The 12,431-nt window shown below is 57.6% G+C and carries 16 protein-coding genes and 1 pseudogene; 3 read left to right on the top strand and 14 right to left on the bottom strand.

The annotated features are described in order from the left end of the window. Nucleotides 1-97 precede the first annotated feature (97 nt). The 4 genes from D1646_RS07355 to D1646_RS07340 form a co-directional block, all read right to left on the bottom strand. A complete protein-coding gene (locus tag D1646_RS07355) occupies nucleotides 98-793 on the bottom strand; it encodes a CvpA family protein (protein WP_160635850.1) in 696 nt (231 codons plus the stop codon). A gap of 17 nt (nucleotides 794-810) precedes the next feature. Then, nucleotides 811-1,983, bottom strand: coding sequence for a DUF5711 family protein (locus tag D1646_RS07350; RefSeq protein ID WP_160635849.1), 1,173 nt, complete (start codon nucleotides 1,981-1,983; stop codon nucleotides 811-813). A 7-nt stretch (nucleotides 1,984-1,990) separates the two neighbouring features. Further along, a complete protein-coding gene (gene truA, locus D1646_RS07345) occupies nucleotides 1,991-2,743 on the bottom strand; it encodes a tRNA pseudouridine(38-40) synthase TruA (RefSeq protein ID WP_160635848.1) in 753 nt (250 codons plus the stop codon). A gap of 428 nt (nucleotides 2,744-3,171) precedes the next feature. Continuing rightward, nucleotides 3,172-3,393: a helix-turn-helix transcriptional regulator gene (locus D1646_RS07340; RefSeq protein WP_160635847.1), complete on the bottom strand. Its 222-nt coding sequence runs from the start codon at nucleotides 3,391-3,393 to the stop codon at nucleotides 3,172-3,174. Nucleotides 3,394-3,468: 75 nt separating this feature from the next. On the opposite strand from D1646_RS07340, the gene D1646_RS07335 reads away from it, so the two are divergent. Next, nucleotides 3,469-3,741, top strand: coding sequence for a hypothetical protein (locus tag D1646_RS07335; RefSeq protein WP_160635846.1), 273 nt, complete (start codon nucleotides 3,469-3,471; stop codon nucleotides 3,739-3,741). On the opposite strand, the gene D1646_RS07330 is transcribed toward D1646_RS07335, so the two are convergent. The 5 genes from D1646_RS07330 to D1646_RS07310 all read right to left on the bottom strand — a co-directional run bounded on the left by D1646_RS07330 (nucleotide 3,721) and on the right by D1646_RS07310 (nucleotide 7,710). Then, nucleotides 3,721-4,530, bottom strand: a complete 810-nt coding sequence (locus D1646_RS07330) for an energy-coupling factor transporter transmembrane component T (RefSeq protein WP_160635845.1) — start codon at nucleotides 4,528-4,530, stop codon at nucleotides 3,721-3,723. The two genes, D1646_RS07335 and D1646_RS07330, sit on opposite strands and share 21 nt — an antisense overlap. Continuing rightward, the gene (locus tag D1646_RS07325; RefSeq protein WP_160635844.1) at nucleotides 4,531-5,394 is read right to left on the bottom strand and encodes an energy-coupling factor transporter ATPase; all 864 of its coding nucleotides are present in this window, start codon (nucleotides 5,392-5,394) and stop codon (nucleotides 4,531-4,533) included. Between the two features lie 68 nt (nucleotides 5,395-5,462). Beyond that, the gene (locus D1646_RS07320) at nucleotides 5,463-6,317 is read right to left on the bottom strand and encodes an energy-coupling factor transporter ATPase (protein ID WP_160635843.1); all 855 of its coding nucleotides are present in this window, start codon (nucleotides 6,315-6,317) and stop codon (nucleotides 5,463-5,465) included. 12 nt (nucleotides 6,318-6,329) lie between these two features. After that, on the bottom strand, nucleotides 6,330-6,833 hold the full coding sequence (locus D1646_RS07315; protein ID WP_160635842.1) for a rod shape-determining protein: 504 nt from the start codon (nucleotides 6,831-6,833) through the stop codon (nucleotides 6,330-6,332). A gap of 13 nt (nucleotides 6,834-6,846) precedes the next feature. After that, on the bottom strand, nucleotides 6,847-7,710 hold the full coding sequence (locus D1646_RS07310; protein ID WP_160635841.1) for a class I SAM-dependent methyltransferase: 864 nt from the start codon (nucleotides 7,708-7,710) through the stop codon (nucleotides 6,847-6,849). A 193-nt stretch (nucleotides 7,711-7,903) separates the two neighbouring features. Between D1646_RS07310 and D1646_RS07305 the strand changes: the two genes are divergently transcribed. Continuing rightward, the gene (locus D1646_RS07305) at nucleotides 7,904-8,617 is read left to right on the top strand and encodes a hypothetical protein (protein WP_160635840.1); all 714 of its coding nucleotides are present in this window, start codon (nucleotides 7,904-7,906) and stop codon (nucleotides 8,615-8,617) included. 90 nt (nucleotides 8,618-8,707) lie between these two features. Here D1646_RS07305 and D1646_RS07300 read toward each other — a convergent pair whose 3' ends face one another. The 4 genes from D1646_RS07300 to D1646_RS07285 all read right to left on the bottom strand — a co-directional run bounded on the left by D1646_RS07300 (nucleotide 8,708) and on the right by D1646_RS07285 (nucleotide 10,956). Next, nucleotides 8,708-9,145: a hypothetical protein gene (locus D1646_RS07300; protein WP_160635839.1), complete on the bottom strand. Its 438-nt coding sequence runs from the start codon at nucleotides 9,143-9,145 to the stop codon at nucleotides 8,708-8,710. Between the two features lie 7 nt (nucleotides 9,146-9,152). After that, the gene (locus tag D1646_RS07295; protein ID WP_160635838.1) at nucleotides 9,153-9,995 is read right to left on the bottom strand and encodes a DUF4367 domain-containing protein; all 843 of its coding nucleotides are present in this window, start codon (nucleotides 9,993-9,995) and stop codon (nucleotides 9,153-9,155) included. Between the two features lie 64 nt (nucleotides 9,996-10,059). Continuing rightward, a complete protein-coding gene (locus tag D1646_RS07290) occupies nucleotides 10,060-10,548 on the bottom strand; it encodes a sigma-70 family RNA polymerase sigma factor (protein WP_160635837.1) in 489 nt (162 codons plus the stop codon). A 63-nt stretch (nucleotides 10,549-10,611) separates the two neighbouring features. After that, nucleotides 10,612-10,956 carry a helix-turn-helix transcriptional regulator gene (locus D1646_RS07285; protein ID WP_160635836.1) on the bottom strand — a complete coding sequence of 115 codons (345 nt, stop codon included), beginning with the start codon at nucleotides 10,954-10,956 and terminating at the stop codon, nucleotides 10,612-10,614. Between the two features lie 296 nt (nucleotides 10,957-11,252). Between D1646_RS07285 and D1646_RS07280 the strand changes: the two genes are divergently transcribed. Next, on the top strand, nucleotides 11,253-11,591 hold the full coding sequence (locus D1646_RS07280; protein ID WP_160635835.1) for a helix-turn-helix transcriptional regulator: 339 nt from the start codon (nucleotides 11,253-11,255) through the stop codon (nucleotides 11,589-11,591). Nucleotides 11,592-11,861: 270 nt separating this feature from the next. Here D1646_RS07280 and D1646_RS07275 read toward each other — a convergent pair. Next, nucleotides 11,862-12,023, bottom strand: a pseudogene (locus D1646_RS07275) (type II toxin-antitoxin system RelB/DinJ family antitoxin); the annotation flags it as partial. Nucleotides 12,024-12,431: the final 408 nt, after the last annotated feature.

Here is a 12,431-nt window from a genome sequence, read left to right as displayed (position 1 = left end):
CGGAGGGGGAGGGGGAGTCGGGAAAAGTTCATGTTTGGGGAGATAGTACACCTAAATTATGAACTGGTTATGAACTTTTGTCCGGGAAATCCGGGAATCAGAGGAAGAATGACAGAGGTGTTACAGAACAGAGGAATTTTAACAGAAAAGTTTCCTCCACAGCCGCCCTTGGGAGGTAGCTGTCCTGGAGCAGCCAGGCGGCAATCATCACGATCAGCGCCCCCTTGCACAGGCCGATGGCCCCGCCGCCCCAGCGGTTGACGCTGTTGAGTACCGGGAGCCTGGTCACCAGGTCCAGGGCGCGGCTGAGAAAGAACCAGGCGATGAGCACCGCGAAAAAGGCGAGGGCGAAGATCACCGTCCGGGCGATCTGCACCGCCACGAAGTGGGCCAGGGTCTGGGCGGCGTTGGAGGTCATCTCTGCCATGCCGGAGTCCACCGCAGTCTGGAAGGCATCGGCAAAGCTGTGGTACAGCCTGGATTCCTTCAGCTGCTGGATTACCGCAGCCAGGGACAGCTCCTCCGGCGTCTGGGCCACACCGCCGCCCACAGCGGTAAACTCCGTATTTCGGATGGCCTCGGTCAGCACGTCCTGAATACGCTGCTCAATGGCCGGCTCTACCGCTTTGGCCACCGGTTCAGCCAGGGCGTTGGACAGGATGGACGCGCCGATGAGGGCCACAAAGACAGCCAGAAAGCCGCACAGGGTGAGCACAAAGCCCTTCCTGTAGCCCCGCCACAGGAAGAAGAGGAGCAGGGCGGCGGCGATCAGGTCAAGGGTTATGGGATCCATCGGAAAAACCTCCAATCTTATTTGGGAATGTACAGCCAGGTCTGCTGGTCGTTGGCCAGGAGGGCGGAGCCGTTGGGGGCCAGGTCCAGCTGGCGGGCGGCCTGGGCGTCGTTCAGGAGGGAGTACAGGGTCAGTTCCTGGTCATAGATGGTGAGATGACTGCCCGACAGCAGAGCACAGTAGCTCCCAGCGGCGGCGCAGTCCAGGATTTGCCCGGTGAGGTCCACAGTCCGGGCTGACTGCTCCCCGCCGTGGACCACAATGGCCTGAGTGGCGCCACCGGAGCGGTACCGCCCGGTCAGCAGCAGGGCAAAGCCGTCTCCGCCCAGAGAGCAGCCCTTCAGGTAGCTGGGAGAGAAGGTATAGCTCTGAATGCTGCTGTCGTGGGGATCGACCATGAGAAGGCGGTCCTCTCCCAGGACCCAAATCAGGTCGTCCTCGTAGTCCAAGTCCAGTACGGCGATGCTGCCCAGGTCAATTTGGGCGGAGGGCTCGGTCTGGTTGATGGGGTAGAGAAGGAGCCGGCTGAAAAACGTGCCGTTTTCCTGGCCGATGGTAATCACCGCTGCTGTCCGGCAGTCGGGGGAGATGGCGGCGTCTATGGCGAAGGTGCTGGACAGGCTGATTTGGATGACCTCGCTGCCCCGGTTGTTGTAGACGGTAACCGCCCCCTTGAAGCCGCTCTGCTGGGCGGTGACCGCCAGCCAGCCGCTGTCATTGGGCCGGGCGGACAGCAGGTCGGCGCTGCCGCTGAGGGTCAGGGAGAAATACTCCTGGCTGTTGCGGAAGGCGAACAGGGACTGTCCCCCCGCGTCGTAGACCACACCGGTGGTGCGGGAGGCCTCCAGCACCGGATTTTCCAGGGTGAGGACCCGCTCCGCCAGGTGCTCGCCGTCCAGGCCGTAGTAATGGGCGCCGGCGGCGGAGGCAGTGACAACGCCGTCCTCCAGATAGGCCAGGTCCAGCTTGCTCCCCCCGGCATGGGTAAAGGGGGCGGCCTCGCCGGTGTCGCTGGTCTGCATATTGCGGTAGGAGATGCGCCGCCTGATGGCGTCCAGATTCAGCTGGTCCCGGTAGACTACCACCATCAGCGCGCCCAGTACCAGCGCTCCCGTTGTACACAGGGCCAGCAGGCGGACCACGATGTTCGGTTTTTTCACCCGCTTGGGGGCCTTTGCTTTCTCATCCATACTTTACTTATAAAATGTCCTCTTCATACCATAATTTTGTCATGTACAGTCCGCCCGGAGGTACGGTGGGACCCGCCAGAGTGCGGTTGCCCGACTCCAGGATGGCGGGGATATCCTCCGGGGACAGCTTGCCCTCGGCGGCGTAGACAACGGTGCCCACCATGGCCCGTACCATGTTGTACAGAAAGCCGTTGGCGCACACCTGGCAGGAAATCAGGTCTCCCTGGCGCTCCGCGGTGAAATAGTAGACTGTACGTACAGTTGTTTTGGTTTCGGTCCCCACAGAGCGCACCGCCCGAAAGTCGTGGGTCCCTACGAATTGGGCCGCCGCCCGGGCCATGATCTTCTCGTCCAGGTGCTTGGGGTAGAACCAGGCCCGGTCCACGTAGAAGGGATTGCCCAGACGGGAGTTGTAAATTTTATAGGTGTACTCCTTTTTCCGGCAGGAGCCAATGGCGTTGAAGCTGTCGGGCACCTGGGTCGCCTTGACCACCACAATGTCGTTGGGCAGACGGGTGTTCACCGCCAGGGGCAGCTTGTCCAGAGGAATGCGGGAGGTGGTGCGGAAGTTGGCGGCGTAGACCTCGGCGTGGACCCCCGCGTCGGTGCGGCCCGCGCCGGTGCATTTTACCGGATGCCCCACCGTGGCCGCCAGCGCTTTTTCCAGCGTCTCCGCCACCGAGACCGCGTTCTTCTGCACCTGCCAACCGTGGTAGGCCGTGCCGTTGTACATCAGTTTTAAGGCTACGTTTCGTTCCATCGTAACATCCTTCATCAAAGCAGTGCCGGACACGGTCGGAAAACAGAGGAGCGGGGGACGAGCCCTGCGAAGCAGGGCCAAACAAGCGGCGCAGCCGCTTGCCCCCTTTGGCAAAGGGGGCCCCTGAGCGAAGCGAGGGCGGGGGATTGTACCTAGGAAAACTACCTTCCACCCCAGATTTTTGGTTGCAGCAGTGCCAGCAAATCAATCCCCACCGGCTTCGCCGGAGCCCCTTTTGAAAGGGGGTGCCCGAGCGAAGCGAGGGCGGGGGATTGTACCTAGGAAAACTACCTTCCACTCCAGATTTTTGGTTGCAGCAGTGCAAGCAGGTCAATCCCCACCGGCTTCGCCGGAGCCCCTTTTCAAAGGGGCCAGGCCGCCTGCGGGCGGGACGAGAGATGGGCCCTGCTGCGCAGGGCATTGTTCGCTTAGCGGTTCACTTCCCGTTGATCGGTCAAGCCCAGGAGGTAATCGGTGCTGACGTCAAAAAATTTGGCAATTTGAATGAGCCCAGGGACAGTGGGGTAGGCGGTTCCATATTCATATGCCTGATAACCGCGTGGTTTTAACCCTAAAATTTCGGCCATTTGGTTCTGTGTATACCGATTTTCATTTCGCAGTAATTTAAGCCGTCCAGAAAAATTTTCCATAGTACCCCCATTGCCCTTGACTTTCAATATAAATGTGATATAATTAACATTATAAATGCGAAAGGAGCTGACCTCATGCTCGAATCTGTCAATATGCTTTTTTTGGATAATCCAGAATTAGTCGAACGAATCGAAGCGTTTTGCAGCCAAGATCCGGAATATCTCAAGTTGAGGCAGGAATTTTACGAGACTGCCCATGAAATTGCCGAAATTGTTGGCTTTGAGCAGTACAGCAAATTCGAAAGCCGCTTTGGGCTGTACATATCCTGTGTCAACGACCTCTATTATCGCTTCGGTCTGGGCTTGCGTCAAGGGGTTTTCACTGCCTTACAGCCCAAAGTGTCCTAACACGCCCGCGGCCACGGTGACGGCCAGGAACAGGAGCAACGCCACATAGTCCGGGAACTGATAGCGCAGCTGGCGCAGTCTGGTGCGGCCCTCGCCCCCGTGGTAACAGCGGCACTCCATAGCGGTGGCCAGCTCGTCGGCTCTTCGGAAGGCGGAGATAAACAGGGGCACCAGCAGGGGCAGCAGCGCCTTGGCCCGCTGGATCAAATTTCCGCTCTCGAAGTCGGCCCCCCGCGCCCGCTGGGCGGACATGATTTTGTCGGTCTCTTCGATGAGGGTTGGGATGAACCGCAGGGCAATAGACATCATCATCGCCAGCTCATGGACGGGGACCCGCACCTTTTTCAGCGGGTTCATCAGGGACTCCAGGCCGTCGGTGAGCAGAATGGGCGAGGTGGTATAGGTCAGCAGGAAGGTGCCGGAGATGAGCATCATGATCCGGACGACCATAAAGAAGGCCCGCCAGATGCCCTCCAGGGTTATGGTAAAGATCCAGAACCGGGCCAGCACCGTGGTTCCCGGGGTATAGAAGATGTTGAGCAGGGCGGTGAAGACCACGATAAACAGCACCGGCTTCAGTCCCCGGAGGATGGATTTTGGGGGGACCCGGGACAGGGCGATGGCCCCCTCCAGCACGGTGAACATCATGGCGTAGGTGAAGAACCCACTGGCCAGGAACAGGGCCACGATGAAGAGGACGACGCAGATCAGCTTGGTCCTGGGGTCCAGCCGGTGGACCACTGAGCTGCCGGGGAAGTACTGGCCCAGGGTGATATCCTTCAGTGCCATTTACACCGCCCCCTTTCCCAGCTTTGCCAAAATGGCCGCCTTGGCCTGCCCCAGGGTGTAGACCGACGGGTCGATCTCCACGCCCATGGCCCTCAGGCGGTGGAAGACTCTTGTGAGCTGGGGCACGCCCAGGCCCATGTTCTCCAGCTCGTCCCCGTGGCGGAACACCTCACGAGGGGTCCCCTGAAAGGGAATGGTCCCGTCGTTCACCGCCACCAGCCGGTCCACAGAGCGGGCCACCTCCTCCATGGAGTGGGAGACCAGGATGATGGTGGCGTTGTGGGCCCGGTGGTACTCCCGGATGTTGCCCAGGATGGATTCAACCCCCTCCGGGTCCAGGCCGGCGGTGGGCTCGTCCAGGATGAGCACCTTGGGCTCCATAGCGATGACGCCAGCAATGGCGACCCGCCGCTTCTGGCCGCCGGACAGCTCGAAGGGGGATTTTTCCAGTTGATCGTCCCGCAGTCCCACGAAGTAGGCCGCCGCCCGGACCCGGCGGTCAATTTCTTTGCTGTCCAGCCCCATATTTTTGGGGCCGAAGGAGATATCCTTGTACACCGTCTCCTCAAAGAGCTGGTACTCCGGGTACTGGAACACCAGCCCCACCTGGAAGCGGGTCTTTTTGGTGGTCTGGGGGTCGGACCAGATGTCGGCGCCCTGAAACAGCACCTGGCCCGAGGTGGGCTTGAGCAGAGCGTTCAGGTGCTGAATGAGGGTCGATTTGCCGGAGCCGGTGTGGCCGATGATGCCCAAATACTCCCCGGGGTAGGCGCAGAAATCCACCTGGTCCAGGGCGGTGTGCTGGAAGGGGGTCCCGGCGGAGTAGATGTGGGTCAGCATTTTTGTTTCGATAATTGGTTCCATGGGCGGTTCCCATCCTTTATGATTGGTATCTGCCCCGTGAGGGGTCAAATCCGAAGGGGCGGCGGTTGTTACGCGCCCCGTGCCTGCAAAAGATTGTACAGCGCCTGTGCGCACTCCTCGTCAGAGAGGGCGTCCAGGGGGACGTCGAATCCCTCCTGGCGCAGCTCCCACAGCAGCTGAGTGGTGTGGGGGACGGTGAGGCCCACCTGGTGCAGCTCCTCCACCTGGGAGAAGACCTCCTTTGGCGTGCCGTCGGCCACGACCCGCCCCTTGGACATGACAATCAGCCGTCCGGCCTGGGCGGCCTCGTCCATGTGGTGGGTGATGAGGACCACCGTGACCCCCCGCTCCCGGTTCAGGGTCTTGATGGTGCGCAGCACGTCCTTGCGGCCAATGGGGTCCAGCATAGCGGTGGGCTCGTCCAGCACGATGCACCGGGGCCGCATAGCGATGACGCCGGCGATGGCGACCCGCTGCTTCTGGCCGCCGGAGAGGAGGTGGGGGGCGTGCTCCCGGAACTGATACATATTCACCGCTTTCAGGGCGTCGTCAACCCGCTGCCTGATTTCGGCGGGGGGGACCCCCAGGTTTTCCGGGGCAAAGGCCACGTCCTCCTCTACCACGTTGGCCACAATCTGGTTGTCCGGGTTCTGGAACACCATGCCCACGGTGCGGCGCACGTCCAGGAGCCGGTCCTCGTCAGCGGTGTTGATGCCGTCAACCCAGACCGTCCCCCCGGAGGGCAGGAGGATGGCGTTCATGTGCTTGGCCAGTGTGGATTTGCCGCAGCCGTTGTGCCCCAGGACGGCCACAAAGCTGCCCTCCTGGATCTCCAGGTCCACGCCGTCCAGCACCACGGGCGTGGTCCCCTCCACGGCGGGGTAGGAGAAGTGTAAATCTTCGGTTTTGATAATAGTTTCCACAGTGTCACCTTCTCATGGTTCAATGTGAATGAGAACCCCGTGCCGCAGGTCGGGCCGGTTTTGGGCGCAGTCTATCATAACGGGCAGGGAGTCGGTGTAGAAGAACACCTTCCGGGCCCCGCACTGGATGGCCGCCTCAGCCAGGGCCTGTTCCTCCACCTGGGTTGTGTGCTCCTGGATGTGGACGCACATGACGGGCTTGGGAATGGCGACCGTACCGTGGCCGGCTTGTTTCAGCAGTGCCTTCAGCAGCGCCTGGGCGGCGGGATACTGGACAATCTGCCCCTGACGGAAGGGGGAGAACACCACATAATCCGGGTCGTCCCTGTATGGGAGCGCCTCTTTGCCCGCGGCGGCCAGCTTGTCCGGCTGGGCGCGGACCACAGCAATCAGGGAGGGTTCCTGGACCTGCCGCCCGGTTTTGAGGCTGTGTATGGTGATTTGGGCGGGAGGAAATTCCAGATACCAGTCCTCCGGAGAAATCTGCCTGGAATATTCGTCAAATTGCTTTATCATGGTGCAGGCCACCTCACTTCCGGGTCCACCGTCCGGCGGCGCCGCAGGGGAGGACCAGGCCGGACTGGGTCACCGGCAGCCCCAGCTCGTCGGAGACGGCGCGGCCACCGAATTTTTTGGAAATCAGGGTCTCCAGGATGTAGGTCACCACGCTGGGGGCCAGGCCGGTGGTGTAGGAGTTCAAAATGAGGAACAGGGGGTCGTCGGACAGGACCCCGGACACCAGCTCCACAAAGGGGTACAGGCTTTCCTCCAGCTTCCACACCTCGCCGGTGGGGCCTCTGCCGTAAGAGGGGGGGTCCATGATAATGGCGTCGTATTTCCGGCCCCGGCGAATCTCCCGCTCTACGAATTTGGCGCAGTCGTCCACAATCCAGCGGATGGGGGCCTGCTCCAGACCGGAGCTTTTGGCGTTCTCCCTGGCCCACTGGACCATGCCCTTGGCGGCGTCCACGTGGCACACGCTGGCCCCGGCGGCGGCGCAGGCCACAGTGGCCCCGCCGGTGTAGGCAAAGAGGTTGAGCACGTTGACCGGCCGGCCCGCGTTCCTGATCTGCTCCATGGCGAAGTCCCAGTTGGCCGCCTGCTCGGGGAAGAGGCCGGTGTGCTTGAAGTTCATGGGCTTAATATTAAAGGTAAGGCTTCCGTAGGACACCGTCCAGCGCTGGGGCATGGAGCGGTTGAGCCACTGGCCGCCCCCGGTGGAGGAGCGGACATAGCGGCCCGCGCTGTGCTTCCAGCCGGGATGGGAGCGGGGAGTGTTCCAGATGGCCTGGGGGTCGGGGCGCACCAGGAGCTGGTCCCCCCAGCGCTCCAGCTTCTCCCCTCTGCCGCAGTCGATCAGCTCATAGTCGGTCCATCGGTCGGACGGCCACATGGTAATCCCCCCTGGAAAAATTATGTTCTAAAACCAGAATAGTATATCATTTACCTGGCTTTCCGTCAATGAAATATAAGGATTTTGCGGCAATGACGGAGAAGTGATTGTAATTTGCGGCAAACTATGTTAAAATGCCTCAAGCAGCGACAAGTTCAGCGGTCCCGGAGGCCGCATGAGAGAGGTGTAAAACATGGACCATCCGTTTCGTTCCGCCGCGCTGGGCGGATTCAACAAGCAGGACGTACTCTCGTTTTTAGAGGAGCAGGCCAAGCAGAGCGCCCAGGCCCAGCAGCAGCTCAGCCAGCGGCTGGAGGGGGCGGAGCGGCAGGCGGAGGGCCTGCGGCAGGAGGGGGAGGAGCTGCGCAGCCAGCTGGAGGAGGCCCGGCGGGAGCTGGAGGGGCTCCGCCAGCAGCGGGACAGCCTGAACGTCCAGCTGGACCGGGCCAATTTTGACCTGAACGCCAACCGGGAGCAGCTGGAGCGGACCCGGCAGGAGCTGGAGCAGACCCGGCAGGAGCGGGAGGCGCTGCGGGGCCGGCTGGAGGCGGTGACCCCCGACGCCCAGGCCTTTGTGCAGCTGAAGGAGCGGACCGCCGGCGTGGAGTTGGACGCCCACCGCAGGGCTCAGGCGGTGCAGGAGAAGGCGGCAAGCGACGCCCAGCGGACCCGGCGGCAGGTGAACCAGTGGCTCCAGCGTCTGGGGCGGGAGTATGAGGCCCTGCGCAGTCAGGTGGAGGCCACCGCCGCCCACGCCGCCAGTGAGCTGGAGCGGGCGGACGCCTGTCTGGAGAAGGTCAATCAGATGCTGGGCGACCAGGAGGCGGCGCTGGAGCAGTTGGTTCAGGCTTATAACAAGACCGACCTGGACCGGGTCGAGGCCCCGGTGCCCCTGCCCGAGGAATAACTGAAAAAGCCCCCGAAACATCAAAAAAGCTGACAGCTTGAAACGCTGTCAGCTTTTTTGATGAGGAGGCAATGAGATAATGAAAACTAATTATTTGCATTCGACGGTGTAAGAGACGATGCTTCCGGTATCAGAACCGGTTCCTTTTCGAGCATATACATGTACTGTAACACGGTAGGACAGACCGGGAGTTCCATAAAACGTTGCGGTTCCTCCATAATTCCGCGAATTATAGGCGAAAAAATCATCATGGTCTACGGAATATAAGGTATCAAAATAACTCCATCCTCCGTTTGCTTTCTCTTCAATATCAATATGTGTAACACCGATTTTATCTTGAACACCAATGCCTTCCACTCCCATAGAGATGAGCATTTTGTCATTACCTTTTGCAGATAAAGTTACATAATAGCTTTCCAGATAACTACTGGCATAAGGAACTACCTGATTATCTACAGCATATGTAGTATTAACCAAACCTAATAGCATTACAAGTGCTAGTAGGGTAGGGATTAGCTTTCTTTTCATATCAATATTACCCCTTATGAATAGAATCAATCATTGTGATAAGTTCATCCTCGGAAATGTGGCCATTGATACTATAGGAGCAACCCCCAAATTGCCATCCTGCTTTATTGGTTTCGGTGTTTGCAACAATATAATATTCAATACCATTGTTAGGATAGATGTAACCACCGGATTCCTTTTCATCAGCAAGGGACATCATATCTTTTGCTTGTATTACCAGAAACGATAATTCCCCTCGACTAGAATCATAGAGTGCTAAATAGCGTGTTACATCTCCAAAGTTATCAGAACTAACCTCGGATAGTGTATAATCTTGAGGAACCCAGGTAGGACAGGAAGAAGGATCAATACCATTGTCTTCCAGCGCTTCCTCCAATGATTGATATTCCTTTGAAGGGTCTCTCAGCTCCATCACACCGGAAGGATTTGTATAAACTTGGATGGCATCATTGGCCCACTCCCAAATAGCCTGAATGGGATTTGTTCCAAAAGCAGAGGTTGTTATGACCAGAGCGAGCACTGCGGCCAGACCGGTATATACCCATTTGAGTACGCGGCGGGGCCGGGGACGTGCCGCCCGGGATTTTGCAGTTTTATGCTCCTCCGCAGGCGGGAGGGGCCGGTCCATCAACTCCTTCCACTGAGCGTCCGCGTCATAGTCCTCCATGACAGGCGTCCGCTCTTGCAGTTTCGACAGATACAGCTCAATCAAATCAGTGTCCATGGTCTCAGCCGGAGCATCCATTAGGATTTCGATCTGTTGCAGCAGCTCAGTATTTGACATGGTGTCCGGATCAAGTGTATCCGCCTTAGCCCCGTGGATTCCAGCGGGGCTAGTTCTTTTCATCATATCATTACCTCCTATTATGTACATCCGCTGAGACGTCTGTTTTGTGACACAGGATCCAATAAAATTATTTGGCCGGGTCTTTTCCGAACAGATACTGGCACCGTTTCTTCGCCCGATTATAGGCCTGACGGCTGGCATCCTGGGAAAGGCCGAATAGTTCCGAGATTTCTTTGTAGGACAGGTCCTTCCCCACGCGGGCCAAAATCAAACCCCTCTCCCGCTTTGTCAGGCCCTTGGGCAGAAGGAGCTCCATCAGCTCGTCCATCTCCACGCTGCCCAGCTTTTCATCGTCAAATTCTGACGTCTCCATTTTGTGATAGGCGCGCTCTTTTTCACGCTTGATGATATTTTTCAGTGTGCCGTAGAGCCATCCAACGGCCTTGTCACCGGAAATCTTGTCCGGGTGCTTGCAGGCCTCTTCAAATGTCTTTTGAACCATTTCCTCAGCCAAATGACTGTCTTCAAGCTTGCGATATGCGAACTGGACCATGGCTTTAGAGTGCTGCATAAAAAGAGCTTCAATTTTTTGACGGATGTCCTTTGTCAAATCCATTCTCAACTCTCCTTTGTCGGGTTAACGAAATTATACCATTCGGCGAATTGCCAGATAGCCCAATTAAATGAAGTACGCACGCTGTTTTTCTTCAATCACTGCACGGCACAGCGCCAGACACAGGTTGCGGTCCTCCGGCGCCGCGTCCTGGAGCAGGGAAGTAAGTTCAGGGGCGATGCTGTTGTCAGCCTGGATCGGCAAATTGGTCCCCAGCAGCATATCCACGCTCACGGAAAGCGCCGCTGCAATCTTGACAAGCGTTTTCAGTCCAACGGATGTGCTGCCGCATTCAATGTGGCTAATATATTGGGTGGATACGTCAATTCGTTCCGCCAGCGCAGCCTGCTTCATGTTTCGTTGGATGCGATATAGCTTAATGTTTTTTCCGATTTCCTGATAATCCAGCATAATTGATCACCTACATATAAAGTATTGTTTCATTCATTCTATATGCAGTAATCAATATAATAAATGGAGATGTAGGGCTTTTAGCGCCCTATATCCTATAGTTCCCGTCTGGCGGTTTCCCATTAGAAAAATCGAAAAAGACAAAATTTTGTCACAAATTGGCCTCCTTATCGGATATGTATTATGAAAGACCACGACCCATTGACGGCAAAAACAGACAAAATTCGACTTTGTGCCGGCGGTTGGGTGCGTGGACCCTTTGTTTATTTTTTTGTTGAAAGAGGATGGATATGGGAATGCAGAAGAATATAGCCGATGTTCTGTGTGCAAAACGGCGGCTTAGCGGAAAGTCAATCGAAACCTGGGCGGCGGAGTTGGGGATCTCTCCCTCCACGCTCCAGGACTACCTCAAGGGGATCGGAAATCCAACCATCCATATGGTGGAGCATCTGGCGGAAAAGCTGGGCGTGGAACCCCTGGCCCTCCTGTCGGGGGACATGGAGCCGGAAAAGTATCAAATCGCCCTGCTGCTGCTGGACAGCATTAAGGCCATTTCGGACCTTCCCCAGCCCAAACGGCTCCGTTTCGCAGAGCTGTTTCTGGACCTGGTGCAGCTGTGGGAGGTTGAGGATTGACCGAATTCCGAAAATAGGGCAAAAAGAACTGCTGTGCCCAGTTCGCTCTTATCGGGAACGGCGGACCCTTTCATAAGCGGCCGCAGCTCCGCAGGGAAGAGAATTGGAACAAGCCGGAGGGTATAAATAGAGAGCCTTGATTGCGAACAGATCAAGGCTCTGCTGTTTTAATGAGGCTTTTGAAGCAGGAGACCGGGATCATATGTGTTCGAATCAGGAGTCTTTCAGCAGCTTTGAGACGTCGCTGGTCAGGCCGCCCGCAGTTTTAGCAGGCAGTGTTACCTCAAAGGGAAGGCCGCGCCGAAGTACGATTTGCTTCAGAAAAACATTGATTGCTCCAGACATGGGCATACCAAGCTGGGATAAAATGCTCTCCGCCTGTTCCTTCAGGGAGGCGTCCACTCTCGCAAAGACGTTGGCGTCCTTCGCCATTGTCATCACACCCTTTCTTCCTTATTATACGCTGTTGTCTGCACAATAGCAAGCGTTTTTGAAGAATTTTTTCGTTTGTAAAGTATCTTGCAGGGCACGACAGCCCTGGTGCGCCGCTCCAACGATTCCTGTGAAGCGGGAGTTGGGCCCTTTTGAAAGGGGCTCTGCGAAGCGATGGGGATTGTCTGGCGGGCACTGCATCTACAGAAAATCCTGGGTAGGAGATAGTTTTACTAGTGACAATCCCCCGCCCTGGCTTCGCTCGCCACCCCCTTTGCCAAAGGGGGCTGGGCGGCTGCGCCGCCTGTACGGCCCTGCGCCAGCAGGGGCCGGGGCAGATTGTCAATGAAGTGCAACAAAAAAGAAAAAGGAGGAGTCAGGAGGGTTTAAGAAAGAGTTCCGCAGGAG

The organism is Pseudoflavonifractor sp. 60, from assembly GCF_009911645.1.
In the GTDB taxonomy this organism is placed as follows: domain Bacteria; phylum Bacillota; class Clostridia; order Oscillospirales; family Oscillospiraceae; genus Lawsonibacter.
This window is presented reverse-complemented; position numbering and strand designations above follow the sequence as displayed.